The organism is Kitasatospora sp. NPDC017646 (genome assembly GCF_044329365.1).
Lineage (GTDB): Bacteria > Actinomycetota > Actinomycetes > Streptomycetales > Streptomycetaceae > Kitasatospora.
Window position 1 is genome coordinate 1 of the sequence record NZ_JBIRJC010000062.1, and the last position, 24,247, is coordinate 24,247.

Annotated in this window: 19 protein-coding genes and 5 pseudogenes; 11 read left to right on the forward strand and 13 right to left on the reverse strand. The window is 70.1% G+C overall.

Annotation, left to right across the window (positions count from 1 at the left end):
- A pseudogene (locus ACH4J0_RS39645) lies at nt 1-188 on the reverse strand (group II intron reverse transcriptase/maturase); the annotation flags it as partial.
- A 152-nt stretch (nt 189-340) separates the two neighbouring features.
- On the opposite strand from ACH4J0_RS39645, the pseudogene ACH4J0_RS39650 reads away from it, so the two are divergent.
- A pseudogene (locus ACH4J0_RS39650) lies at nt 341-514 on the forward strand (IS256 family transposase); the annotation flags it as partial.
- A gap of 38 nt (nt 515-552) precedes the next feature.
- On the opposite strand, the pseudogene ACH4J0_RS39655 reads toward ACH4J0_RS39650, so the two are convergent.
- Nucleotides 553-1,023 (reverse strand): annotated as a pseudogene (locus ACH4J0_RS39655) (IS5/IS1182 family transposase); the annotation flags it as partial.
- A gap of 391 nt (nt 1,024-1,414) precedes the next feature.
- Here ACH4J0_RS39655 and ACH4J0_RS39660 point away from each other — a divergent pair.
- Nucleotides 1,415-1,618, forward strand: a complete 204-nt coding sequence (locus ACH4J0_RS39660) for a hypothetical protein (RefSeq protein WP_396246056.1) — start codon at nt 1,415-1,417, stop codon at nt 1,616-1,618.
- A gap of 569 nt (nt 1,619-2,187) precedes the next feature.
- On the opposite strand, the gene ACH4J0_RS39665 is transcribed toward ACH4J0_RS39660, so the two are convergent.
- From ACH4J0_RS39665 to ACH4J0_RS39680, 4 genes are all read right to left on the reverse strand, one after another.
- Nucleotides 2,188-3,030, reverse strand: coding sequence for a PqqD family peptide modification chaperone (locus tag ACH4J0_RS39665; RefSeq protein ID WP_396246057.1), 843 nt, complete (start codon nt 3,028-3,030; stop codon nt 2,188-2,190).
- Complete coding sequence (locus tag ACH4J0_RS39670) at nt 3,027-3,881, reverse strand: DUF692 domain-containing protein (protein WP_396246058.1); 855 nt, start codon at nt 3,879-3,881, stop codon at nt 3,027-3,029. Before ACH4J0_RS39670 ends, ACH4J0_RS39665 begins: the two co-directional genes overlap by 4 nt.
- Nucleotides 3,882-4,102: 221 nt before the next feature.
- A complete protein-coding gene (locus tag ACH4J0_RS39675; protein ID WP_396246059.1) occupies nt 4,103-4,312 on the reverse strand; it encodes a hypothetical protein in 210 nt (69 codons plus the stop codon).
- Nucleotides 4,313-4,420: 108 nt separating this feature from the next.
- Nucleotides 4,421-6,400, reverse strand: a complete 1,980-nt coding sequence (locus tag ACH4J0_RS39680; RefSeq protein WP_396246060.1) for a glycosyltransferase — start codon at nt 6,398-6,400, stop codon at nt 4,421-4,423.
- Nucleotides 6,401-6,814: 414 nt separating this feature from the next.
- Here ACH4J0_RS39680 and ACH4J0_RS39685 point away from each other — a divergent pair, with 414 nt between their 5' ends.
- From ACH4J0_RS39685 to ACH4J0_RS39695, 3 genes are all read left to right on the forward strand, one after another.
- Complete coding sequence (locus ACH4J0_RS39685; protein WP_396246079.1) at nt 6,815-7,330, forward strand: transposase; 516 nt, start codon at nt 6,815-6,817, stop codon at nt 7,328-7,330.
- A 267-nt stretch (nt 7,331-7,597) separates the two neighbouring features.
- Nucleotides 7,598-7,765: a hypothetical protein gene (locus ACH4J0_RS39690; protein ID WP_396246061.1), complete on the forward strand. Its 168-nt coding sequence runs from the start codon at nt 7,598-7,600 to the stop codon at nt 7,763-7,765.
- The gene (locus ACH4J0_RS39695; protein WP_396246062.1) at nt 7,753-8,103 is read left to right on the forward strand and encodes a hypothetical protein; all 351 of its coding nucleotides are present in this window, start codon (nt 7,753-7,755) and stop codon (nt 8,101-8,103) included. The genes ACH4J0_RS39690 and ACH4J0_RS39695 overlap by 13 nt, the downstream gene beginning before the upstream one ends.
- Before the next feature lie 273 nt (nt 8,104-8,376).
- On the opposite strand, the gene ACH4J0_RS39700 is transcribed toward ACH4J0_RS39695, so the two are convergent.
- A complete protein-coding gene (locus tag ACH4J0_RS39700) occupies nt 8,377-8,577 on the reverse strand; it encodes a DUF6004 family protein (RefSeq protein ID WP_396246063.1) in 201 nt (66 codons plus the stop codon).
- Nucleotides 8,578-9,000: 423 nt separating this feature from the next.
- On the opposite strand from ACH4J0_RS39700, the pseudogene ACH4J0_RS39705 reads away from it, so the two are divergent.
- The 3 genes and pseudogenes from ACH4J0_RS39705 to ACH4J0_RS39715 all read left to right on the forward strand — a co-directional run bounded on the left by ACH4J0_RS39705 (nt 9,001) and on the right by ACH4J0_RS39715 (nt 11,082).
- Nucleotides 9,001-9,706: pseudogene (locus ACH4J0_RS39705) on the forward strand (YcnI family protein).
- The gene (locus ACH4J0_RS39710; protein ID WP_396246064.1) at nt 9,655-10,059 is read left to right on the forward strand and encodes a hypothetical protein; all 405 of its coding nucleotides are present in this window, start codon (nt 9,655-9,657) and stop codon (nt 10,057-10,059) included. Before ACH4J0_RS39705 ends, ACH4J0_RS39710 begins: the two are co-directional and overlap by 52 nt.
- 39 nt (nt 10,060-10,098) lie before the next feature.
- Nucleotides 10,099-11,082 (forward strand): hypothetical protein, encoded by a 984-nt coding sequence (locus tag ACH4J0_RS39715; protein ID WP_396246065.1) that lies wholly within the window; start codon nt 10,099-10,101, stop codon nt 11,080-11,082.
- 476 nt (nt 11,083-11,558) lie between these two features.
- Here the strand turns inward: ACH4J0_RS39715 and ACH4J0_RS39720 are convergent.
- Both ACH4J0_RS39720 and ACH4J0_RS39725 read right to left on the reverse strand, forming a co-directional pair.
- Nucleotides 11,559-11,712, reverse strand: a pseudogene (locus tag ACH4J0_RS39720) (ATP-binding protein); the annotation flags it as partial.
- Between the two features lie 409 nt (nt 11,713-12,121).
- Nucleotides 12,122-13,699 carry a serine/threonine-protein kinase gene (locus tag ACH4J0_RS39725; RefSeq protein WP_396246066.1) on the reverse strand — a complete coding sequence of 526 codons (1,578 nt, stop codon included), beginning with the start codon at nt 13,697-13,699 and terminating at the stop codon, nt 12,122-12,124.
- A gap of 1,464 nt (nt 13,700-15,163) precedes the next feature.
- Between ACH4J0_RS39725 and ACH4J0_RS39730 the strand changes: the two genes are divergently transcribed.
- A complete protein-coding gene (locus tag ACH4J0_RS39730) occupies nt 15,164-15,559 on the forward strand; it encodes a CU044_2847 family protein (RefSeq protein WP_396246067.1) in 396 nt (131 codons plus the stop codon).
- The gene (locus ACH4J0_RS39735) at nt 15,556-20,058 is read left to right on the forward strand and encodes a trypsin-like peptidase domain-containing protein (RefSeq protein WP_396246068.1); all 4,503 of its coding nucleotides are present in this window, start codon (nt 15,556-15,558) and stop codon (nt 20,056-20,058) included. The genes ACH4J0_RS39730 and ACH4J0_RS39735 overlap by 4 nt, the downstream gene beginning before the upstream one ends.
- A gap of 487 nt (nt 20,059-20,545) precedes the next feature.
- Here ACH4J0_RS39735 and ACH4J0_RS39740 read toward each other — a convergent pair whose 3' ends face one another.
- The 3 genes from ACH4J0_RS39740 to ACH4J0_RS39750 form a co-directional block, all read right to left on the reverse strand.
- The gene (locus tag ACH4J0_RS39740) at nt 20,546-20,746 is read right to left on the reverse strand and encodes a hypothetical protein (RefSeq protein WP_396246069.1); all 201 of its coding nucleotides are present in this window, start codon (nt 20,744-20,746) and stop codon (nt 20,546-20,548) included.
- A 184-nt stretch (nt 20,747-20,930) separates the two neighbouring features.
- Nucleotides 20,931-21,191, reverse strand: a complete 261-nt coding sequence (locus tag ACH4J0_RS39745; RefSeq protein WP_396246070.1) for a hypothetical protein — start codon at nt 21,189-21,191, stop codon at nt 20,931-20,933.
- Entirely contained in the window at nt 21,188-21,499 is a 312-nt protein-coding gene (locus ACH4J0_RS39750; protein WP_396246071.1) for a DUF6247 family protein, read from the reverse strand. The genes ACH4J0_RS39745 and ACH4J0_RS39750 overlap by 4 nt, the downstream gene beginning before the upstream one ends.
- A gap of 935 nt (nt 21,500-22,434) precedes the next feature.
- Here ACH4J0_RS39750 and ACH4J0_RS39755 point away from each other — a divergent pair.
- On the forward strand, nt 22,435-22,752 hold the full coding sequence (locus ACH4J0_RS39755; protein WP_396246072.1) for a hypothetical protein: 318 nt from the start codon (nt 22,435-22,437) through the stop codon (nt 22,750-22,752).
- A 418-nt stretch (nt 22,753-23,170) separates the two neighbouring features.
- On the opposite strand, the gene ACH4J0_RS39760 is transcribed toward ACH4J0_RS39755, so the two are convergent.
- On the reverse strand, nt 23,171-24,247 hold a 1,077-nt coding region (locus ACH4J0_RS39760), incomplete at its 5' end, for an IPT/TIG domain-containing protein (RefSeq protein WP_396246073.1).

Here is a 24,247-nt window from a genome sequence, read left to right on the forward strand (position 1 = left end):
TCGATTCTGGCCTCGTGCTTGGCGGCCATCTTCGTCACGGTCGAACGATGCTTGCCCGCAAGGGTTTTGAGCATGGAGGTCTCCATGACCCATTGCAGCCGGTGCAGCCGGAAGACGTCTCCGGCGAGCAGGCAGTACTGGACGATGCCCCGGTAAACGGCCCCGAACGTGGCGACGATCGCGTGATCGGGGTCTGTACGGTCAACGGTGTAACTCCCGATCAAGGAAGTAGCACCTGATGAGCGACGTGACGGTCTCCGCGGAGGCGGTTGAAGAGGTCCGGCCGGTCGAGCTGTCGGCGGACCTGCTGGACGACCAGTTGATCGGGCAGTTGGTCGACCGCGCCCGCGGCCATTTCCCCAACGAGCAGGCCGCGTTGAAGTGCGTCTACATGGCCGTCATGAGCCTGGACCCGACAGGGACCGGACGCAAACGCTGGACCATGCGCTGGAAGGCCGCACTCAACGCCTTCGAGATTGCCTTCGACGGGCGACTCTCCGCCGCCCGCCGATAACTCACACAACCTGAGTTACACCGTTGGCTGGACAGACCCTCGAGGATGGCGGGGAGCAGGGTATGGTCGCGAGTGTTGGCCGGTGCCGGCTCGGTGACCAGGGGTATGCCTCTCCCATCGGTCAACTGGGAGCGTTTCAGGCCGAGTTTGGCCCGGTCGACCGGGCTCTTGCCGGCGCATTCGCCTCCGGAGGGGGCTTTGCTGATGCAGTCGTCGGCCTTGAGGCGGTCGAGTTCGATGCCGATCAAACGGTCGCAGGCGGCGAGTGCGAGCAGCCGAAGGGTCTCCATGGCGCCGGTGGCGATCCACTCGTCACGGCGGCGGCGCAAGGTGGTGGCCGAGCAGTGCTCGTCGGCGACGCGTTCGTAGCCGCAGCCGAAGACCAGGACCTGCACCAGGCGGTCGAAGACCACGACGTCGCTGATCCGTGGGTTGTGGCAGCCCAGCGGGTGGCGGTCCTCGCGAACTGGCAACAGTGCGAGGAATTGGTCGCGGATCGGGTCCCCCAGTGATCATGAAGCATAGAGAACTCCATGATCGGGTGAACCGTGCCTGCTCTGCTGCTACCGCCCACCACGCCTACTGGCGGACGCTCTCTAAGGCGATGTCCGATTCGCGCTTTCGGTCTGGGTAGGTGGGCTGCTCGCGGGCTCACCGGGCTCCCATAGCCGCGGCTGGATGAACAACCATTGCTCGGGCTCGACCAGAACCCTGCGTTCGACCACCTGCACCGCTTGACAAAACGCCCTATGTATCAGGTCCTGTCCGACGGGTCGCGTCACCGGCCCCGCACCCGACGGCACGGTCACCCGAATGGCGCAACATGACGTGCCACCCATATGGATGAAGATCAAGCTGGTTAGTGCCCCCAACCGAAAAAACCCGTGAAAGGGGAACCAAATGCGCATTCGACGAATCCTCGCCGCCGTCATCGCCACGGCAGCCCTCGCCGGACTCGGCCTCACAGGCGCCGCCACCGCCGCCACCGCACAGGGGGCCCCATCCTACGTCACCCCTTCTCAGTGCACGCAGGGCGGCGGAACGCCCGACCTGGTGGCCAACCTCTGCAAGGGCGGTACGCACAACGGGGAGAAGATCGACTAGACCCCCACCCGGCGCCGGCCCGCCCCCCGGCCCAGCCGCTGATCAGCCGACGGAATATGGAGATAGGTCGGCAATAGTGCCCGGTCGATTTCACCCCCGCGTGTTTCATAGGTGGTCGCTCATGAAACACCCGGCCGGCCGGTCATCCACCTGCGGCGATTATGTTTCATGAATTGTTGCAAATGCCTGGACTTCTGAAACCCCCTCGCGAAACAGGCCGGGCTTGTGAGCGACGACTTCAACCGCGTGGAATCGCACGACTGTCCGATGTCCACGTGCGCCGCCCCCTCGGACTCCCCGTACCGCACTGACAAGGGGAAGGTGGCCATTGACGTTCCACCCTGCGGTTGGACACTGTCCGTCTACGCCGCCAAGGCGTGACCTTGCCGGTGTCGCTGGAAACTTCATCCGACTGGACACCCCAGGACGGCACCAACGCACCACTGGACTGCCCCGGCACGGCGGCACGGGCACGCGCCATCCGGCCGTGCCCGCGTCCGTCGGTGCGCCTTCGTCCGGTGTCGGCCGGGTTCGAGATCAGCGCACGGACCCCTCGGCCCGCGCGGGGTTCAGGCCGTGTGCAGCGTGAGCACTCCGCGCTGTACCAGCTGAGCGCAGAGCGCCAAGCACTGCTCCTGGAGCGTTTCCGGCGACGGGACCGGCCGGAACTCCCGGGCCACCTGCTCGATCACCTCGGCCAGGGTGCGCTCCGGTGAGCAGGCCCTGAGGAAGGCCGCAACGGCCGGGTTCACCTCGTCCTGGTGAACGCTGCCCTCGGGTGTGGCCTGCAGCAGCAGGAGCATCGTGCGCTGCTGCACTCGGGGCGGCGTCTCGCCGCGCTCGAAGCAGTCGCCGATCTCCTCCAGGTCGTGGTCCAGGGCCAGCAGACGGGTGGCGGGGGTGAGCCGGGGCCGTAGCCGGTGGAGTTCCTCCTGCGAGAACGTCGGCGCTGCCGACAGGGCGCCTGCGGGCGGGCCGTCCGGGAAGAAGCGGATCCGAAGGACCGCCACCTCATAGCGCAGCACGTCGGCCAGCCACGCCGGCCCGTCGAGGTCGGACCCCAGCTTCGTGCGGAGGAAGCCGGCGAATGCCAGGGCCTCGTCCTGCTTCTTCGGCCGACGGGGCGGGCAGCATGTGTTGTACTCCGGCGCCAGCTCCCACAGGCGCTGCCCGAGGGCCCAGCTGACCAGCGGGAGCGCATCGGTGACCTTCGTCATGCGGTTGACCAGGAGCAGGTGGGAGTACATCGAGGTGCGCGGCTGGTCCAGTTCGCGCAGCCGATCCCTCAGTTCGCGATCGGCCCACGGGAGCGCGTCCGGTTGCTCGGCCAGCACGGCCTGTCGGGCCCGGGGATCGGTCAGGAAACGCGCCAGTGCCTGCTGACGCTGGAGTTCACTCCCGTGCTCGCTCACCTGCCGCCTCCGCGTGCCGGGGCCGGGGGCCAGGCGGGCGCCAGGGCCTGTCGTACGCCGTCGAGTTCGGCAAGTAGCTCTGCGGGCGGTGGAAAGTTCTGGTCGCGTTCGATCATCACGGCCTTGAGGGCGGGCATGCGCGGGACGAAGTCGAGCAACAGTTCGAGGATCTGCGCCGGGACGGGGTGGCTGTGGGTGTCCAGGAGCACGCCGTCCTGCCAGTAGCCGCCGGCGAGGTGGATCTGCAGCACGCGCTCCAAGGGGATCCGGTCGAGGAAGTCGGCGGCATCGAACCCGAGGTTGGTCGCGTTGTTGAGCACGTTGGTCAGGTCGAGCAGCAAATAACAGTCGGCCCTGGTGACCACTTCGGCGATGAATTCCGCCTCGCTCATGGTGGACCACGGCACGCGGAAGTAGTACGAGATGTTCTCCACAGCGAAGGGCCGGTCGAGCTCCTGGGCGACCAGGCGTATGTTCCGGGCGGCGATCTCGGCGGTCTCCGGGGTGAACGCGAGCGGGGTCAGCTGCCCAAGGTTGAGGCCGGGGACCTGGGTGAAGCACAGGTGGTCGCTCACCCACTCGGGGTCGATCCGCTCGACCAGCCGTTGGATCTTCTTGACGTACTCGGTGTCGGGGGGCTGGTCCGTGCCCAGCGACAGGTCGACGCCGTGCAGCAGGACCGGGAACCTGTCGGCCAGTTCCCGGGCCTCCACCGCCTTGTGCGGTGGCATGTCGATGTACTGGTCGGTGATCAGCTCAAGGAAGTCGATCGAGTCGGCCGCGTCGAGGATCGCCTCCCGCAGCTCCTGCCGGTAGCCGAGCCCGACTCCGAGAACGGACGGTTCGCGCACGGTCGCATCACTCCTGCCGGTTCGGGTTCGTCAAGTGACGTGGCGGCAGTCCGGAAAGCCGCCCTGTCGGGCCGGCGAAGGCGCCCGCCTGGCCTCGAAGCGCCCGATCGGGCGCGTTCTCGGCCCGGGAACCCGCCGCCGCACAGCAGCGGATCACCTTCGCCGCCCTTTGTCGCCGGTGTTCCCTCACGCGCCGACCAGGTCGTCGCGATCGGGACGGCTCACGCCGCTGCGGGCGAACCGGCCGAGCAGACGATGCAGATCAGGCACACGACGCAGGTGATCGCCGCCGCGTTGGATCCGCGGTTCGGCTTCATCGCGCGCAGCTCGAACATCGCGTTCTCGCCGCCGAGCGCCTTGGCCGCGTGGTACTTCGCGGCGTCAACACTGCCTCGCACCTCGATCTTCTGGCTCTTGTTCTGGTCGCTCATGTCATTTCCCTTTCGTGGTTTCGTTGTTCTTGATCATCCAGTGCACGGACGGGGCCCTGCCGCTCTCTCCGGCGCGCGCCGCGGACGTGGCCGGTGTGCGGCACCGAGTCAGTCGAAGGTGACCACCCCCTCCCAGCAGAGGCCTTCGAGGACGTCGAGGCACTGTGCCGCCGACGTCCGGTCTGAGTGCGGACCGGTCGCGTCGTACCGTTCGCGCGCCAGATGGGCGATCTGATCAACCGTCAGATCGCCGTTGCGGAGCAGCTCGACGACCCACGCGGTGGGCTCGCTCACCCGCAGTGGTGCCGTCGCCTCGTGGAACAGGACCTTCAGCGGTCCCTCGCCGGCCGGCGCCCGGCGCCCGGCGGCCAGCGCCTCCAGCACCGGTTCCACATCGCAGTTGAACTCGACGATCTCTGCCTGGCCCACGAGTCGCGGCCGGGCCCGGTCGGGCCGAGCGCGCCAGTCGAGTTCCGCTCCGGGCCGGGTGGTCGGCTTGTCCTTGGTCGCGTCGCCCGTCCACTCATGGATCTTGGACTCGTACCGGCACACCTCGCGGGCCACCACGGCGTGCGGCGGCAGGATGTCGAGGAGCAGTTGGCCGACCCTCAACGCGAGGGCGCGCCGGTCCGCTGCATCGCGATGGCTGCCGTCGGCCTGTACCGCCCGGTGCAGCCGCTGCTCGTCGTCGGCCGTCAGCAGGGCCTGGGTGCGCGGGTAGAGGACCGGCACGGATTGCGCCACCCCGGCCGGACCGGCACCGGCGGTGTCGGGGCGCCGGCTCGAGGAGGAGGAGCCGGCCGGCTCCGAGGCGACGCTGATGAGCAGTTGCTCGAGTTCCCCGACGTAGGACTCGTAGGTCGGCTCGTAGCCCAGTTCCACGTGTCCCCGGCGGCCGATGTCCTGGGCCCGCGCGCCGTCCTCGAGCGCGTAGCGCAGGGCTGCCGCGAGTTCCTCGTGGCGCAGCGGATCGGTGACCACGACGTTGCGACGGTCCCGGATCGCGGCCCGGAAGAGCTGTTTCCGCGCGACCTCGGTGGACACGATCAGGCATCCGCCGCAGGCGATGATCTCCGACGGGATGGTGGGCGTGTGCGCCGCGATCGGGAAGTCCCGTTCGAGGAAGGCGACGGCGGTGCAACTGCGGATGAACTCGGGGATGGACCAGTGCGGCATGAACGGGATGAGGTGGACGTGGTCGGCGAGTCCGAGCCGGTCCGCCAGCCGGATGAAGGCGTCCTGCTGCCATCCCTGTACGGCAGCCGCCAGGTTGAATGCGAAGCCGTCCGAGAACAGCCGCCGCATGGCATACAGCAGGTCGAACGACCCCTTGTACTCGCCGAGTTTGCCGTAGACCCCGAGGACGGGCAGACCGTTGTCGACCAGCCGGGCCGGCTCGGAGCCGGTGGCGATCCACTGCGACAGCGGACGGGACGGACCGACCGGGGTGAACAGGTCGGTGGGCAACCCGAAGGCGGCACACGAAGTGATCGCACCCTCGTCCACCCCCGCCTCCAGCAACCGGGTGCGCGAGGGCCCCCGGGAGATCAGGCGATTCGCGCCGCGCAGGACTTCGGTGTAGGTGGTTCGCAGTTCCGGTAGCCGCATGAGCCGGTGCAGGTCGCTGCCCGCGTGCTTGAAGACGTACGGCACCCCCGTGAACCGGCTCGCCAGGTGCGCCGCGACTCCGTACGGCTCCAGGTAGTACGAGAAGATCACTTCACAGTCGTGCGCGCGGATCAGCTCGGTTGCCAGGCCTGCCAGTCGGCTGACGGTCGGGTTGCCCAGCGGGACGTAGTAGAGCTCGCGCCGATCGGGAGGCTGCGTGCTGGTGACGGTCACGCGTCCGCCGCTGTCGGGGAAGTCCGGGGCGTAGGGACCGCTCCAGACCCGGTCGGTCTCGGGTATCCGGATCCGGAAGGTGTCCTCCACCTCGTCGGCATTCGTGACCACGAAGACGCGGTGTCCCCGCTCGGCCAGGCCGCGGGCGGCCCAGTAGCAGTGCATGCTGACCCCGCCCTGAATCGGCGGGTACTTCGTTAGAAAACAGATGTTCATGCCGCCACCCCAAACAATGCCGAGATCCATCGGGTAGATTGAGGGCGCCATACCGGTCGCAACCCTCAGGACGGGCGCCGGTGGCGCGGCAGAAGCCGCATCTCACAGTGAATCGGAGATCCGGGCGGACGTAAATGGCTCACTAGAGCTAAAGAAGATAATATATCTGCGCTACGAGAGCCCATCAGATGGTCCGCATGCGCCGGAGCGTGTACACACTTCACGCCCCCGGTCGATGAGAATTCGCGGAAAAGGACGCCGGGAATTTGGATCAAGGACCTCGCCCGAACCCATTGATCACGACCATGCGTGCCCTGGTACTCCAGCAGGACTTCTCCATTCCCGCTGGTCAACGGCTTGGGAGTGGGGAGTGAGCGGGCAGATGATGCGTCAGGGGCGGTCTTGACGGGACCGCCCCTCGATCGTGTGCAGCCGCCGTTGATAATGGCCGCGGCGGGGCAGGCCTCGGTCGTGATCAACGGTGCAGCAACCGAGTCATGGGGCCGTGAACTCGAAGAGCTCTTCCTCCGTTTCGGCGTTCACTTCGGCCGTGTGGAGCCGCGCCGTCGGATAAGCGACTACGTCCGCGGCCCGGTCGGCCCGGTCGGCCGCAAGAACGGCTGGCAGCTGGCCGAGTACGCAGGACACGCCACCCCCGATGGACTGCAACATCTGCTCGCCGGCGCCCGCTGGAACGCGGACGGGATCCGCGACGAGCTCCAGCAATATGTCGCCGAACGCCTCGGTGAGCCGGGCAATGTCCTGATCCTCGACGACACCGGCTGTGCGCGCCACGAGGCGTTGAGGATCCCCGATCGGATCGGGGCATGGCGGTGGCGGCGACCATCCCCGAGGCCCTGCGCGCAGGCGTCCCGGTGCCGGGCTCGGAGAAGCCGGCGGTGCGGCACGGGCGCGAGCACCTGCTCGACGTCGCCCGGATCCACGCCGCCTTCGTTATAGACGCCCGCGCCCGCGGCGAGGCCTGCGGCCCGCTCGACCTCCTCCCCGCTCCCGAGCTGCCCGCCGGCGCCGAGGTGTACCGGCCCGCTGCCCACCTCGCCTACACGGCAGGCACCGGCGACGAGCGGCACCGCCCCGGGGCCGGAGACGAGCAGACCGCGCCGCAGCTGGCGGCCTGCGCCCGGGTGTGGGGGGCGGGGCGGGCGAGCGTTCCCGCGGCTGCTGGTGGTCCTGGTCGGCACGGCGGCCTCCGGGGTGCGCCCGGCTGTGGCCGATCTGCGGCTGGCCGCCGAGGAGAACCCGGCCGTCGCCGAGATGCTCACCGCCGTCTCGGCCGTCGCCGCCCGGATCGAGGACCTGATCCAGCGCGGACCAGCCGCGCCGATCTCCCGGGGTGGCGGCCTCTCGAGGGGACCTCGGACATGGCGGACCTGAACAGCGTGACCGCACAGTGGATGGAAGGTCCGGCCGGTAGGAAGAGCCGGCTGGCCTTCACCGACACCGGAGTGAAGATCACCGATCCCGACGGCCACAGGGGAACCATAGGGGCCGGCGAAACCAACGTCCGCAGCGTCGTCACCCCCTGGGTGTCAGGGCCTATGCCCGGAGCGGGATGGATCGCCTTCCGGCCGGAGGGCGTGGACGTGATGCGGGACAGCGAGGTCTCCTTCGGCACGATCCGAGCCGCCTCCTACGAGGAAACGCACAGGCAGAACGGACGCCCCTTGCACCGCAGGCTGCCCCCTTACGACTGGCCGCCGAAGTCGAAGTAGTAGTACCGGACCATCCGTTGCGCAAGGCTTGACCGTTCATGACGGCCTGGCGGAAGCGACCGTCCCCAGGGAGCGGCCAGGCGAAGGCCCGCATCGCCTACCGGCCGGTGGCTCGGAAAGTCACCGGCCGGTAGGCGTAGCGATGTCCCCGCCAGCTGGACGCGGCGCTCCGGCCGTTCATCGAGAAAGGTCTCAGGGCAGCGGCGGGCAGCCCGGGGCCGAAACCCCGGGGGACGTCTCCAGCGAGCCGACCGCCCTCGGGGGCTTGAGATATCAGATGTCGACCGTGGCCTGCTCGCCGACATACGCGTCGCGCATGACCAGCTCTACTCCGGTGAGGCGGGCTTGGACCTGGTTGTCGCTGTTCGCCAGCGGTGCGCTGGCCCCCTCGGTGTGGAGCTCGCTGCCGCTGGGTTCCAGGTCTGCGTGAGGGGCTCGGCGGCCGGCCCCAGCCGGGTGCCGAGTGCTTCGCATCGACCGATGACCGGTGGCGGCTGCCGTCGTCGGCCTTGCTGCGGCATGTGGTGATCAAGCGCGGTCCGCCACTGGTCCCGGCCGCCTGACCGGAACGAACACCCTCCGGTCGGGGTCGTCCACCCGTTCCTGATCACCTACGCGTGCCCCGTCTTCACCGGCAGCGGCGCCGGTTCGCCGTGCGCCCGCCTCCGGTGCACACCGACGTGCGCGCCTCCGACCTGGAGACCACACAGCCATGAGCCTGTCCCCGAAGAAGCGTCTTGCCGCCGCCTGCGCCCTGAGCGCCGCGATTGTGCTGACCGCGGCCGTCCCGGCAGCCGCGCACGTCATCGTGCAGCCCAACAGCTGCCGAAGAACGCGACCGACCAGACCTTCGCGTTCCGCGTGCCCAACGAGGACGACAAGAACAGCAGCGTGAAGGTGGAGATCGACTTCCCCACCGACCACCCGATTCCGTCCGTCAAGGTCGCACCGGTGTCGGGCTGGACCGACGCGATCCAGACCACCAAGCTCGCCGCCCCGATCCACACCGATGACGGCGACATCACCGACGCCGTCCCCGGTCGTGTGGACCGGCGGCCAGATCACCCCCGGCCACTACCAGGACTTCACCGTCGACCTCGGCGCCCTGCCCGACGGCACGGACAAGGTCGTCTTCAAGGCCCTGCAGACCTACAGCGACGGCAACATGGTCCGCTGGATCGAGGAACCCCAGGACGGCCAGCCCGAGCCGAAGAACCCGGCGCCGGTACTCAAGCTGCCGCCACCGCCGGCGACTCCGACGCCCCCGCCCCCAACGCCGCGGCGAGCACCAAGGCCGGCCCGGCCCCGACGAGCACCGCCACCGCGAAGGCGAGCGGCAGCGACTCCACCGCCCGCGCACTGGGCATCGCCGGCATCGTGGTCGGCGTCCTCGGCGCGGTGGCGGGCTTCGTGCTCGGCCGTGGCCGTCGTGGCCGCGGCACCGGCGCGAACGCCTCGGCGTAAGGACCCGGGGTCGGTGCGGGACGCGCGTCCCGCACCGCCCCAGCCCGGCAACCGCGCACCGGCGGGGTCCGCACAGCACGCGCGGGGGTGTTCACCGCGCTGCTGCTGTCGCTGTCAGCCGGCGGCCACATCCTGCTGACCGGCGCGCCGTTGCCCGCCACCGTCATGGCCACGGCCGCCGTGGCGGTCTTCGGCGCCGCGCTCCTGCGGGCCTCCGTCGAGCGGGCTTTCGTCCAGATAGCCGCGGTCCTCTTCCCGCTCGAACTGGCGCTGAACGCCGACTACAACGTCGGCCAGGACGCCTGCGGAACCGGAAGCCGCGCGAGCGGTGGCCTGCTGCCCGCCTGCTGTGCGGCGGTAGCCCCGTCCACGGCCTGGACCCCGTACCCATCCTGTCGGGGCAGAACACCTAGCCCGCCGCCCCACGCGAAGAAACGTCCCGCGCCCGCGACTTTCCGTTATCGCCACCGGCCACTCGGATCTCCTGAGTAACGCGGCCCGACCGGCCGGACGAGAGGAGAGCGGGCAAGGATGAACACCGACACCGAACACGAGAAGTCAGCGTCCACGAAACAGGCGAGCTCCTCACCGGCCAGCCGCTGGCCGGCACACCGCATCATCCACATCTGCTCCCTCGCCCTGGCGGTCGGCGCGATCGCCCTGCTCACGCTGGCCGCACGGGGGCCGTCCACACGCTCGGAGCACTCAGGCATGCCCGGCATGGACCACGGCGCGATGGCCATGCCCAGCACGGCAGCGCAGGGCACGCCCGTCATGTCCGGGATGGCTGGAATGGCAACCGGAGAAGGGCTCACCGCCGAACGCGACGGCTACCGCCTCGACTCCGCAGCCACCAGCCTCCCCGCCGGCCAAGCGGTGACCTACCCGTTCACCGTCACCGGCCCGGACGGACGCTCGGTCACCGACTTCGCCGAACTCCAGACCAAGCGAATGCACTTCTACGCGGTCCGCTCGGACCTCACCGGCTATCAGCACCTGCACCCCACGATGGCCCCCGACGGCACCTGGACCGCCGACCTCGCCGCCCTCGACCCCGGCAACTGGCGACTGTACGCCTCGTTCACACCGAACACCGGCCCGCGCAAGGGCAGGGAATTCGTCCTCAGCCGCACCCTGACGGTGCCCGGCCAGGCCACCCCCGTGCCGCTGCCCGCCGTGACCGACAGCACCACCGCCGACGGCTACACCGTCGCCGTCCAAGGCGAGCTGACCGCCGGGACGCCCGCCCCACTCACCGTCACCATCAGCAAGGACGGCCGGCCGGTCACCGATCTCCAGCCGTACCTCGACAGCTTCGCCCACCTCAGCATCATCCACGAGGACGACCAGGCGCTCGCCCACCTCCACCCCGTCACCCCCGTCAACGCGGACCACGGCGGACCGACGCTGACCTTCTACGCCCTGCTCGGCGAACCCGGCAACTGGCGGGCCTACCTACAGTTCAAGACCGCCGGCCAACTCCACACTGCGGCAATCACACTCCACGTCACCTGACACGTCGACTGCCGAGGAACCGGCCACGGCCACGCCGGCGAGCGCCGCGAGCGACCAGCCGAGGACGAGCGGTCCCGCGTTTCGTTGTCGTCCTGGTCATACAGCTCGACGGTAAAGGACAGCCCGAGAGCGGCGAATGCGGACAGCAGATCGTCAATCCGTTCGGGAACCACGACACCCCCGAATCTCACGGGTGTCTCGGGGAACAGCTCCAGCTCGGCGTAGGTGTGCTCGACCTCGAACTCGGTCCAACTGGACTTGCGCACCCGCCAACCCGCCGCATGAAAGGCCTGTGCGACGTCCAGGGCACTCACCACTGACGCGAGGAAGCCGTAGACATTGGTACCAAGGCCCAGGTCGTACCTGTTCTGGTCAAATCGCGGGCCGTGGGTACCGCCGGAGGTGAACTGCATGGTGGTCAGTATGGTTGGCACGCGGTCACGGCGGGCTGTGGGTTCGTCAGCCGATGCGCCGCCTTCGATGGCGATGAGCCGGTTCTTGAGGCGGTTCCTGGGGCCGTTGATGGCGATGACCTCACAGTGGTGCAGGAGGCGGTCGAGGATGGCGGTGGGCCAGGACCTCATCACTGAACACCTGTCCCCATTCGCCGAAGCTCTTGTTCGAGGTCAGCCAGCCCCAGACAGCCGTCTGCCGGCGCGAGGCCGCCTATGCCATACCGAAGAGGCCCGCGCCCAGCGGACTGCCAGGCGGGCCGAGTCCCTGGCCAGCTGACCCGTCCCTTGAATGCAAGCGACCGCCGCCGCTGCTGCTCGCTTCGTGACGCTTGCACCCGGTGGATCTGGCCGCCGCCCCGATGTGCGGTATACCGGTATGCCCCTCGCCATAGCCGGGCCTTCGCCCGCAGGGCCCTGGTCCGCTGGCACCTGCCCGGCCCGGCCCGGGGCCAGCGCGAAGCCCGCTCTGCCCGACGATGTCCTATTGCTGAGGACAGGTGTCCTTGGAGCTCTGGTTCAGGGACACCCTTCCCCGGCGGCTCCCCTGACATCCGGTCATACGGGCGAACCCGTCGGGAAGCGCGTCAGCCGAAGGCCAGTGAGTTGTTGACGTTCTCGTAGATGGCGTAATCGGCTTTCTGCCCGTCGCTCTGTTCCTTGTCGTAGCCACGGATGGTGACGGAGAGGTGCAGGACGTGGCCGTCGTGAACCATGTACTGCTCGATGGCCTTGTCGTTGGGGTTCTGGGCGATGCACGGGTAGGGCTCGTCGGCCTTGGTCGAGTAGTCGTATTCGATGACCGAGGCATTGACGCCGCCGCCGTGGAGCATCGACTGGGGGTCGTGGACGGGCGTGATGAAGAAGAGGTCCGGGACGTCGTTGCAGTTCGGCGGATTGCCCTGGCTGGTCTTCATGGTGTTCAGCCGCTTCTGTGCGTACGCCCGGGCGTCCTGGGTGTTCCTGCCTTCGTCGCGAAAGTCGATCTGGACGCGCCCGTCGGGGCTGGCCCAGGCGGCGTCGTCGCTGCCGATCGAGGCCGCGTAGTCCTGCGGCACCGCGACGGCGAAGCCCAGCGATCCCACCTGTTGCGCTTTGTAGCCTGCGGGGATGTTCGTCGGGCTCGGCGTGCCGGTGGGCCACAGTGCCCAGGTGGTGGCCGCGGCGATGACGGCGAGGCCCACGAGTGCAGTGGTCGCCGTGCGCCGTTTCGTGCCGCCAAGTGCCGTGGTGGCGGCGCGCAGCCGCAGGGTCAGCGCGGCCGGGAGAACGGCCGTCGGGGCCGGCGTGTCGAGCGCGGTCGGCGCGGGCCGGGTGGTGGCGGCCCTCGCTGCCGCGGCGAGCTGGAGTTGGGCCTGGGCGGCGCTGGGCCGACGGGCGGGGTCGCGTTCGAGCAGAGACATGATCGGCGCGGTGAGCGCGCCTGCGCGGCGTGGTTCGGGCACGGGATCGGTGAGGATCGCGGCGAGGGTGCTCTGGGGGTGCTGCCTGCGGTAGGGGTGGAAGCCTTCAAGGGCCTCGTACAGGAGGACGCCGAGGGCCCACAGGTCGGCGGGCGGGCCCGGACGCTGGCCGGCGGCGCGTTCGGGGGAGAGATAGGGGACGGAGCCGACCACGACGCCCGTTTGGGTCAGATCGGTGCCGCCGTCGATCTGCGCGATCCCGAAGTCGGTCAAGACCGTCTCGCCGGTGCGGCTGCGCATGATGTTGCCGGGCTTGATGTCCCGGTGCACCACGCCGGCGGCGTGGACCGCCCCCAGGGCGGCGGCGATGTCGCGGCCGATCTCGGCTGCCTCGCGGACGCTGAGGGTGCCGGCGGCCAGGACCGCCTCCAGGCTCTCTCCCTCGATCAGTTCCATCACCAGCCAGGGACGGCCGTCGACGGTCTCGATGTCGTGGACCCGGACGATGTTCGGGTGCCGCAGGGCGGCGGCGGCCTGCGCCTCGCGTTCCATCCGCCGGAAGCGTTCGTCGCGTTCCCGGGCGTCGACGCCGTCGGGGAGCACGGGTTCTTTGAGCGCCACCTGGCGGCGCAGCCGTTCGTCGGTGGCCCGCCACACCGTGCCCATACCGCCGCGCCCGAGGCGTTCGTACAGCCGGTAGCGGCCGCCGATGAGCATGCCCGTCGTTGCGGTGCTGTCCGCTGTTCCCCCTGAGTCGGTCATGCCGCACATCTTGGCGCAGCCCGCGCGCCCGGCCAATCCCCAGCGGACTCCAGGCGTGGGGCGGCTCGGACGGGGCGGCCCTCTCCTCCAGCGCGCTCCACGGCTCCACCCACGGATGGCCGGCCTGGAGCGGGGGCTGGGGGTTTGTTCTTCACCGTGTCTCCCGGCGACGCGGGCGCCGTCGTGATGAAGGACGACGACGGGCACGTCTATGGGCCGCCGCACCAGCGCGTGGCCGACTCGGCAGCGGCCGCAAGGCATTCGTCCAGTACGTCTGCGCGCTCTGCAGCAGCGGGAAGGGGCTGCAGGTTCCTCTTTGGCCCGGACGGGCCGGGCCGCCGTGACGTTCTCGCGGTACCGGCACGCCATTCTCGGCGCGGAAGTGGAGGTGCCTCTCCGCGGTCCGGGTGGTGTCGATCCGGCAGGCGGCGGCGATGACGCCTCCAGGTCGGTCGCCTCCGTGTAGTTCTGTCCCTCCCGTCTCCCGGGCCCACTGCGGGTCGTCGGGCGGGTTCGGGCCCCGGCCGCTCTTCCGCCAGGTGCTGGGCTCGACGTCGAGGATCTGCGGGAGCGCGGCGATGAACTCGGACTCCAGGCCCGGGGGTGGCCTCCGCCAGTTCCAGCGAGTCGGGCTTGCGGTGATCGGCATAGCGATCGACAGCGGCGGCGACACCCGCTGATCGCGGTCCCCGGCCATACCTGCCGGTCGACGTTCAGACGGCACGAACCGCCGGCTGGCTAGGAGATACCGCCGACGACCGCCCTGGGCCGGCGAGCTCGCACTCGACCGCCTTCCGGCGAGTGCAGGGGAAATACTGCCGGGAGGCGGGAGGCACGGTCGTCAACCCAGTGGTGCAGCGGTCGGTCAACCTTCGCGGTGTGCGCGCGGTGGGGCCTGCGTCCCCCGGGGACGGTCACGGCCCGCCGAGTGTCGGTCGCCGCACTCCGGTTGTTGTCCCGCTCCGTTCTCCAGCAGCACAAACGCGTGTTCCGCGTCGGCCACCTCATCCGCGCGGCGACCATCGGCCGGCTCGCCGCGGCCAGGCGTCCGGTGTCGTCTCGGCCAGCGCCCACTGAAACCGCGACGATCCGGGAGATGGCTCTGGTGCACATTCGGTGGCGACGGAGTCATAGCGGGTCAGTCTGGTAGAGCCCGAAAACCACCGGCGACGATCCCGATATCGTCGCCGCGGGGAAATAGACCGAGGCCGGCCCTGCGCACACTCGCCTCTCGCGGTATCTGTGGCGTTGATCGATGGCCTTGATCGGCAAGTCTAAGTGCTCACATATGAGTTGTGGCGGTTTCGCCGGTTCCGGGGGTGGCTTCGGAGGCGGCCTTGTACGGTGGCTCCACCGTTCCGTCCCGGCGCGGTCGGCGTGGGACTTGCGGCAGCCGGGTAGGTGGGAGTGGTGCGGGGACAGGGACGCTCATGCATGGCGCTTGGAAGGCTCCGAGGGGGAGACATGGCGTATCTCGTTGAGCTGCCGATCGGCTCGGCGGACGGACGACTGGATGTCGTGAGGGTCGAGATCGAGCAGGCCGCGGAAGGCCTGGTGCAGGTGGCCCGGCCAGGCCAGGTGGTGGCTCGCGCTACACGGTCACTAGGCGAGATGCTGGCAGGGGTCAGGCCGGTGGCGCAGAACTTCGTCGACGGCTTCCGTGGCATGGTCAATGCACCGGACGAGATCGGGATCGAGTTCGGGCTGTCTCTATCCGCGGAGGCGGATGTGGTGATCTCCAGCACCTCGGCCGAGGCGAACTTCAAGGTCTCGCTGACCTGGCGTCGGACTCCTGCCGACGACGCTGCCGGCGACCCGGGCGAGGACGCCGGACCTGTCTCGGTGGTACCCGCTTCATGACAGCGCCGGCTCCCGGGCCCATCGACGGAGTCGCGCCGAAGGCGTTGGACGCGGCGGTGCTGCGGATCCACGACGCGCTGAGCCGGCCGGTGGGCGCGGGTTTCCTGGTCACCCCCGAGCTGGCCGTCACCTGCGCACACGTCGTCTCGGCCGCTCTCGTCGGCCAGGCCGTCGAGCCGGGCGTCGGTGCCTGGGTCTTCGTCGACCTTCCGTTGCGGCCCGCACAGCCCGGCCCGGGGGCGCCGGGCGTGGCCGGGGTGATGGCGGTCGTCGAGCACTGGGCGCCTCGGCAGCCTGACGGCAGTGGGGACGTGGCCGTGCTCCGGCTGGCGGCCCCGCTCGCCGGCGGTGTGCCGGTTCGGCCGGTGGAGTCACAGTCCGAGGACCTCTGGGACGATCCCGTGCGAGTGTTCGGGTTCCCGGTCGGGCGCTCGGACGGGGTCTGGCACTCCGGTGTGCTGCGGGGGCGGCAGGGCAGCGGGTGGGTGCAGATCGACCCCCGTCCCGGAGGCTACCGGGTGTCCGGCGGGTTCAGCGGCAGCCCGGTGTGGGACGAGCGGCTCGGCGGGGTGGTCGGCATGGTGGCAGTGGCCGAGGCCGGTGATCCCGCGGTGAGCTACCTGATCCCGACCGACGGCTTGATGGCGGCCTGGCCGCAGCTGCGGGCCCTCGCGCTGCCGCCGTCGCCGTTTCGCAGCCTGAAGGCCTTCGAGGAGTCCGACGCACAGGTCTTCTGCGGGCGTCAGGCCGAGAGCGAGAACGTCGCCGTGCTGCTGGCCCGGGACCAGTGGGTCTGCGTGGCCGGCCCGTCCGGTTCCGGGAAGTCGTCGTTGGCCCTCGCCGGGGTGGTCCCCCGCCTCCGGGCCGCCGGGGCGTTGGCGATCGTCCTGCGGCCGGACTCCGGCGGCAGCCCGCTGTCGGCCCTGGCCGCCGCGCTGCTGCCCCTGCTGGAACCGGAGCTGTCCGAGATCCAGCGTCTGGAACGGCTCGCCGCGCTGACCGCCCTGCTGGGCGCTCCCGCGGGCCTGGCCGACGTCGCGCCCCGAATCCTGGAGCGGCACGGAGCCACCCGACTGCTGCTTGTGGTGGACCAGTTCGAGGAGCTCCTGGCCCGCGGACCGGCCGCCGTCGACGAGTTCGCCACCGTGCTGTTCACCGATGCCCTGCCGAACACGGTCCGCGTCCTGACCACCCTGCGGGCCGACTTCCTGGAGGCGGCCCTCGCTCACCCGCGTCTCGGGCCGGTCATCAGCCGTCGGGTCTACGCACTCGGGCCGATGAGTCGTGAGCAGCTGCACGAGGTCGTCACCGCGCCGGTCGACGCCATCGCCGGCGTACGGTACGCGCCCAACCTGGCCGAACGCCTCCTGGAGGACACCGGATCCGAACCGGGCGCCCTGCCCCTGCTCGGCTTCGCACTCGACCTGCTCTGGCAGCGCCAGACGGGCGGGCTGCTGACGCACCAGGCGTACGAGGAACTCGGCGGGGTGAAGGGCGCACTCGGCGCCTATGCCGACGGTGTCCTGAAGCGGACGGTGTCGCCGGAGGACGAGCCGGTCGCAAGGCGCCTGCTCACCCAGCTCGTGCGGATCCCGATGGGCACCATGTCGGCCACCCGCCGTACGGCGCTGCGTACCGAGCTCACCGACGGCGAGTGGCACATCGCCCAACTGCTCGCCACCACCCGGCTGCTGGTCACCGCCCGCAGCGCCGAGGGCCTGGAGACGGTGGAACTCGCGCACGAGGCACTGATCAACGCCTGGGACACGCTGCGGGCCTGGGTCGAGGAGGACCGCTCGTTCCTGGCCTGGCGAGAGGTGCTCCGGCACGACCGGGAGCGCTGGGAGGGCAGCGGGCGCGACCGCGAGCTGCTGCCGACCACGATCGCGCTGGCGGGCGCCCGGCCGTGGCTACGCGAGCGGAACGGGGACCTGAGCGAGGCCGAACGTGACTACCTGGAGCGCGGGCGCCTTCACCGTCGGTCCCGGAGGCGGCGGCGCCGTTCGGCGGTCGCGACGCTGTGCGTGCTCGCGTTGCTGGCTGCGACGGGCATCGTGCTCACCGCCCAGGAACGGGACGCCACCGCCCGGGAGCGGGATGCCACCGCTCGGCAGACCGCGGCCGTCAACTCCAAGGACCTGGCCGCCCGCGCACAGGCGCTCGCCGCCGTCGACCCCGGACTGGCGTCCCAGCTCGCGGTCGCCGCCTACCGCACGTCCCCGACTCAGGAGGCCGGCTCCCGGCTGTACGACCTGCTCGGCCCGCTGCTGAACAGCGTCGTCGGCGAGACCGGGAGTTCCTACGCGATGGTCGCGGCATCCGCGCGCGGCACCCTGGCCGCCGCCGCGGCCGTGGACCAGGACCGCAAGCTGCGGATCTGGGACCTCGCCGACCCGGCCGCTCCACGCCTCCGTTCGACCATCAACGCCGGCGGGACGGGCATCGCCTTCACCCCGGACGGGTCCCACCTGGCTGCCGCGTGCGGCACCGAGGGCCTGTGCCTGTGGAGCCTCGCCGACCCCGGGAAGCCCTCGATCGCCGCCCACCTGCCCAAGCAGACCAGCCCGGCGGAACCGAGTACGAGCATCACCTCCATGGCCACCAGCGCGGACGGCATCCTCCTTGCGGCCGCAGCCGGGAACGGTGACACCTTCCTGTGGTCGATCGCCCAGCCCTCGGCACCCAAGGTCCTCGCCCGGCTGCACAATCCGACCGCCCAGGGTCCGATGAGCCTCGCCGCTGTCGCCTTCGCACCGCGGGGCAACATGCTCGCCACCACCGTTCTGGGCGGTAAGACGCAGGTGTGGGGCCTCGCCGACCCGGCCAATCCCACCAGCCTCTTCTCCCAGGAGACCGGGTACAAGGCCGTCGCGTTCAGCCCCGACGGCAACCTGCTCGCCGCAGCCAGCGGGAGGGACGTCGGACTGTGGCGGGTCGGGGACCCTTCCCGACCCGAACCGATCCGAGTCAGCCCCGCGGGCTCTCCGGAGGCGAACATCAGTGCGGTGGCCTTCAATAAGGACAGCAACACGCTCGCCTACGCCGGGACGGACACCAAGGACCCCAAGGGCGATCTCTGCTTCGTCTCCCTGTCCCCGGACACCACGTTCCTGGGGTCAACGGATTTCAGCTGCACCAAGACCGCCGCCGGCACCATGACCATGACCACCACCCCGGCCGGTGGACTGCTCACCGCAGGCGCCGACGGAGTGGTGCGCCGGTGGCGCTCGGCCGCCCGGACCGTCGACAGTGCCCGGCTTCCCGGCGGCCTCGCCTCCTGGGCCTTCAGCTCCGACGGACGCCTCATGGCCGCACCGCAGCAAGCCCCGCCAGCGATGCCGCCCTCGCAAACGCAGTCCGTCGGCCTCTGGGACCTCTCCACCTCCGACGGCCCCACACTCGTCGCGACACTGCCCGTCTCCGCGCGGGGCACCTCGTTCATCCGCACGGGCGGCCTGCTGACCATCGGGTGGGACGGCGACGTACAGCTGTGGAACGTCAGCGATCCACACCACCCGGTCAAAGCCGCATCCCTGGGCACCGCCGCCTTCCCCGCCGTCCCGACGGCGCTTGGCGACGAGATCCTCAGCTTCGGCGTCACCTCCACCGACACCGGCCACCTCATCGCGGTCATCAGCGGCGGGGCACTCCACCTGTGGCGCGTCAGCGACGCCCTCGACGCCGTGGAGGTCGGCTCGATCCCCGCCCCCGATGCGAACAGCCACGACGCCGGCGTCCTCGGCCACGGCCGCACGGCCTACCTGGCGACCGAGACCGGCTTCGACTGGTGGGACATCAGCGACCCGGCGAAGCCCAGGCACGCGGGCTCCTCGACCGTCAGATCCCCAGAAGGGGCTACCGAATCCGGCAACGCCCCCAACAAGGGCTCCGCGCTCTCCGGCCCCACTCCGACCGGCTCGGTCGTGGCCGTCACGAGCACACCGGACACCACGTGCAAGTGTTCGGCCCTGGAACTGTTCAACTTCACCTCCGGCGGCGAACCCACGTCGAAGGCCGAGGTGCCCGGGGCCTTCGGCAGCGCTCTGGGGATGAGCAGTGACAGCCGTCTGCTCGCCGCCGGCGGGAACAGCGGCAACACGGTGTCCCTCTGGGACATCAGCGACCCTCAACACCCCCGCCCCCGGACGACCATCCAGACCGTGCAGGACGTCAAAGGCATCGAATTCGCCCGGACCGGCACGCTCATGGCCATCTGGAACAGCACCACCCTCGAACTGTGGGACGTCCACAACCCCGACGGCCCCGTCCTCGTCGCCCCCATCGCCAACCCGAGCAGCACCTCGGTCCGAGCCGTCGCGTTCGTGTCGACCGGACCGACTCTCCTCGTCGCCTCCAGCCGCACCGTCGCCCTGCTCGACACCGACCAGGCCCGCCTCGCCGCCCGCCTCTGCTCCTACAGCATGGGCTCCCTCACCCCCTCGCAGTGGCAGAGGTACGCGCCCGAGGTCACCTACCAAGACCCATGCCCGAGTCGATAGGCCCGGGCATGTCAGCGATCTCGTGTAAGTGCCTAAAACATCCAGTACCGCCCAGCCGCCGAGCACCGCCCAACCCAGCGCGGCCGCCTGACGTGCCCACGTGCGGCGGACCGACAGCTGGATGAGAGGCGGGCAGGTCAGGGCTCGCGGTTGAGCAGCAGGACCAGGATGGTGCGGGCCTCTCGTCGGGGGGTCCGTGGCCAGCCACGGCTGGTCGGTGAAGGCGTAGTCACGGACATTGTCCACCGGCGGCAGGCCGATCGACGCCCGGCGGCTGTTGAGCATCTCGCCGAACATCGCGTTCGCGATCCGGGCGTCCAGGTCCCACAGCGCCCGGTGCGGGACGGCGGGCGGCGGTGAGGACGGTCGTCACGGCCGGCGGGTACCACCAGGCCGGGACGGGAGCCGGTCCGGCCGTCCGCCCGGGGCCTGGGGACGGCCCCGCCGACGGCCCGCTGCAAGGACGGGCCCCACAACCGCCAACAGGTCACACCCAGCGGCCCTTCGCCGGGTAGAGCATGGCGTGCAGCACCCGCTCCTCCCACCACGGATCGTCCGGTGCGGAGACCAGCGCGGCCACCCGCTCGCGCTTGGTCGGAGCGGGCAGCAGGTCGCGGCAATGTCGGTGGCCGGGGCGGCCGAGCCGCTCGCCAGCAACCCGGATCTGCCGCGTTACGGGCTTGAGCATGCTCAGCCCTCAGGCGCGTGACAGACGAGCGCCCGACTGACGGGCCCCGGCAGACTCTGGCAGCACGGTTTAACGGGAAGTCAGGACCGGCCGGGGTGGAACTGGCGACCCCATAGGGCGAGATCGAGTGCCTGGTGATCGGCTCTGGTGAGAGGCAGTGGCGCAGATGCGCCGACCGGTGGTGTCAGCCGAGCCAGACGATGTCGATGACGTGCAGGCGTCCTCGGGCCCGGTTGGCCAGATAGACGAGGCTCAGCTGGCCGATGGAGGCGCAGCGGATGTCTTCGCCCTCGGGGTCGGTGGTGTCCCATTGCGGCCATCCCCAGGGGGTGCGGGAGGCGATGTCGAGCAGGTCGGTGGTCATCTGCTGGGCGTGTGTGGGGAGTTCGGTGTAGGTCTTGGCCGCGTGGGGAGAGAGCCGGACGGGCCACGTGTGGTTGCTCACCGGCCGTTCCCGGTGAGTTGTGACAGATCGATGCCGTCGTCGTCGTCCATGCCGGTGGCGATGAAGTCGTCGACTGCGGGTGCGCTGTCCAGGCGGGCCTGCCAGGTTCGTACGACGTCGTGCAGTGGGGAGAGGTCGTAGGTCTGCCGGGAGTCTTCCAGTGCCTTGGCCCAGTCGCGTTCGAAGGCCGGCAGCCACCGCCCGGCTCGCTCGGGCCGCTCGGCGCGGATGCGGGTGAGCAGTTGGGCGGCGGCACGCGGGGGCGGCGGGGGTGGCGCGGCGGGAAGGTGGTCGGGCTGGGCGCTCATCGGGTCCTCTCTTCCACTTTGTCGTCGGTCACGGTACGGCAATTGGGTGTGCCTGGAGACCGGCACGGACTGATTCTCGCGCCACTGACCGGTTGGGGGGTACCGGGGCGGGCGCTGACGGCCGGCGGGGCTGTGAGCGGGCGGGAGCGTCGGCGGCCGCGGGCTCTTCGACGCCGTCACCGGCGAGGAGATCGTCCGGGACCGTGGCCCCGATCCCGACGCCAGCACCCGGACTCAGTGCCGAATCTCTCCTGCCCCCGGCTCGGCCCCCCTCTCCGGGGCCCGGGTACCCATCGCTGGGCTCTTCGGGGCGGCCTGCACGCCACCACCCAGGACGGCTGGACTCTGGAAGTCGTCAGCGCCGAGTGGCCGCATTACCCGTGTCCTGCTGTCCGCAGACGGCGGCATGCCCACCACAAGCGGCCGCACGGCGAGAGCTGGTGGCACATCTCAGGAACCACCCGGACGGCGAGGCTGGGTCGGGTAGGAGGTGCCCCGTCGGCTTCTCGTGGCTTCCCGCAGGCGCTCGGCGCCCCTCGCACGCGCGGGAATCCGCGCGTGGGCGCGTGCCGCCAGCCCCCCAGCCCCACCCTCTCCCCCACGCTCAGGTCCCGCTGGATCGCGCGGTGCGGGGTGGGCAGCGACTGCACCAAGGCCGCGGGCGTCTGCCGGGCGGCCGCGCGGTCAGTTCCAGGTCACCGCCATGTTCCCCTTCCACAGGGTCAGGAGCTCGCGGACCTGTGGCGTGATGGTGGACCTGACCTGGTCGCGGGCTCCGGCTCGGCGACGGCCGCCGTCTCGCGATTGATTGTTGGGCCGGTCGGAGTGCCGCGGCGGTGTTCGGGCGCACTTCAGGCCTTCTGGTGCTCGTCCGCGGGGCCGGCGAGGCCGGCGATTAGGAGGTCAAGTACCCACCAGGGAAAGGGGCTTGCTTCATGACCGGTAGCGATGAGTCGTCGTTTCTCGGCTACGGAGACCTGGGCGATTGGCGACTGAAGGACTCGATCCGGGTAGAGGTCGCGCTGGGCATCCTGGATGAGCTCGAACGACTGACGGAACGCGACCTCGACGCGGTGCAGAGCGGGACCAGCCCGGACGTGCAGGCCAGTGAGAGCCTCGCACAGTTCCGGATCGCGCTGCAGGCCGAACGGCGGGCTCTGCGGGCGGGCAGCGACGACCAGGCCGCCGTCCAGGCGGAACGAGTGATCGCCCAGTACACACCGGTACTGCGGGCCCGCGAGGTGAATCGATGAGCCCTCAGATCCCGGGGCGGCAGCAGCCTCCAGGACGACTACGTCCTTACCCCCGAGCAGGCCCGCAAACGGTTCGAGGACTGGGTGGTGCCCGTCGAGCTGGCCGGTCCCGCCGCCAGGCGGACCCGCTGGTGTTCGTCGTCGAGAGTGGCCCGGGGGCAGGCGAACCTACAAGCAGAACCGGATCCAGGGCCGGCTGGAGGCGACCGGCCGGGGTGCCGGGCTCGGGCTGGACGTGGATGCCTTCCACAACGCCCATCCGCGGTTCGAGGAGATCCGCGCCGCCCACGGCATGAGCTACAGCCGGTACCGAGATCACTTAGCGCAGTCGCACTACCGGCACCATGACGCTCTCCCTTCCCAAATCTTCTGAACCGACCCGACCGCATCGCAGCCGACGTCCCGTCACTCGCTGGGCTCAAGAAGGGTCGTAGACATAGGGCAGGGCGTTGCTGTTTCCGGCCGGGGTGTGCGCCACGACGTTCACCGTGCCGGGTGCCCCGACCGGGCTGGTCGCGACGACCTGGGTGTCGGAGATCGCCGCGAACGAGGCCGGAACGCCGCCGAAGGTCACCGCGTCGGTGTAGGTGAGGTTGCTGCCGCCCAGCACGACCGCCTCGCCGCCGAGAGCAGAGCCGTGGGCGGGGGTGAGGCTGGTCAGGACGGGTGCCGCGAGGAACGTGTAGTACGGGTTTCCGGTGGCCGCGGAGCTGGTGCCGCCCGGTGTGGTGACGGTGACGACGACCGTGCCGAGCCCGGCTGGAGCGGTCACGATGAGCTGGTTGTCGGAGATCACGTTGATGTTGGTGGCCGGGCTTCCCCCGAAGGTCACGGCGCTGGTGAGCGTCAGGTTACTGCCGAGCACGGTGACGGTGTTGCCTCCGGTGGCCGGGCCGAGGTGGGGGGACAGATCGCTGACGGTGGGCGCGGCGAGGTAGAAGTACGGCAGTGGATTGCTGGTGCCTCCGGCCGTGGTGACCGTGACACCGACCGACGACGGCGGCCCCGCCGGGGCGATCACGGTGATCTGTGTCCCGGTGTCGGTGAGGATGGTGGCGGGGTTGGCACCGAACTTCACCACGGTGGCGCCGGAAAGGTTGGCGCCGTTGAGGGTGACCGTGTTGCCCCCGGAAGTAGGACCGGAGGCGGGAGCGAGGCTGCTGAGTGACGGAACGGATGCGGCCACGTAGGTGTAGGCAAGGACGTTGCTGGTGCCTCCGGCCGTGGTGACCGTGACACCGACCGACGACGGCGCCCCCGCCGGGGCGATCACGGTGATCTGCGTCCCGGTGTCAGTGAGGATGGTGGCGGGGTTGGCACCGAACATCACCACGGTGGCGCCGGAAAGGTTGGCGCCGTTGAGGGTGACCGTGTTGCCCCCGGAAGTAGGACCGGAGGCAGGAGCGAGGCTGCTGAGTGACGGAACGGATGCGGCCACGTAGGTGTAGGCAAGGACGTTGCTGGTGCCTCCGGCCGTGGTGACCGTGACACCGAC

Coding starts and splice junctions, on each gene's coding strand:
- ACH4J0_RS39725 (WP_396246066.1), bottom strand. CDS start 13,699: ATGACCGACTCAGGGGGAACAGCGGACAGCACCGCAACGACGGGCATG.
- ACH4J0_RS39695 (WP_396246062.1), top strand. CDS start 7,753: ATGGCGGACCTGAACAGCGTGACCGCACAGTGGATGGAAGGTCCGGCC.
- ACH4J0_RS39750 (WP_396246071.1), bottom strand. CDS start 21,499: ATGAGCGCCCAGCCCGACCACCTTCCCGCCGCGCCACCCCCGCCGCCC.
- ACH4J0_RS39675 (WP_396246059.1), bottom strand. CDS start 4,312: ATGAGCGACCAGAACAAGAGCCAGAAGATCGAGGTGCGAGGCAGTGTT.
- ACH4J0_RS39680 (WP_396246060.1), bottom strand. CDS start 6,400: ATGGATCTCGGCATTGTTTGGGGTGGCGGCATGAACATCTGTTTTCTA.
- ACH4J0_RS39755 (WP_396246072.1), top strand. CDS start 22,435: ATGACCGGTAGCGATGAGTCGTCGTTTCTCGGCTACGGAGACCTGGGC.
- ACH4J0_RS39685 (WP_396246079.1), top strand. CDS start 6,815: ATGGCCGCGGCGGGGCAGGCCTCGGTCGTGATCAACGGTGCAGCAACC.
- ACH4J0_RS39735 (WP_396246068.1), top strand. CDS start 15,556: ATGACAGCGCCGGCTCCCGGGCCCATCGACGGAGTCGCGCCGAAGGCG.
- ACH4J0_RS39660 (WP_396246056.1), top strand. CDS start 1,415: ATGCGCATTCGACGAATCCTCGCCGCCGTCATCGCCACGGCAGCCCTC.
- ACH4J0_RS39700 (WP_396246063.1), bottom strand. CDS start 8,577: ATGCGAAGCACTCGGCACCCGGCTGGGGCCGGCCGCCGAGCCCCTCAC.
- ACH4J0_RS39740 (WP_396246069.1), bottom strand. CDS start 20,746: ATGCTCAAGCCCGTAACGCGGCAGATCCGGGTTGCTGGCGAGCGGCTC.
- ACH4J0_RS39730 (WP_396246067.1), top strand. CDS start 15,164: ATGGCGTATCTCGTTGAGCTGCCGATCGGCTCGGCGGACGGACGACTG.
- ACH4J0_RS39715 (WP_396246065.1), top strand. CDS start 10,099: ATGAACACCGACACCGAACACGAGAAGTCAGCGTCCACGAAACAGGCG.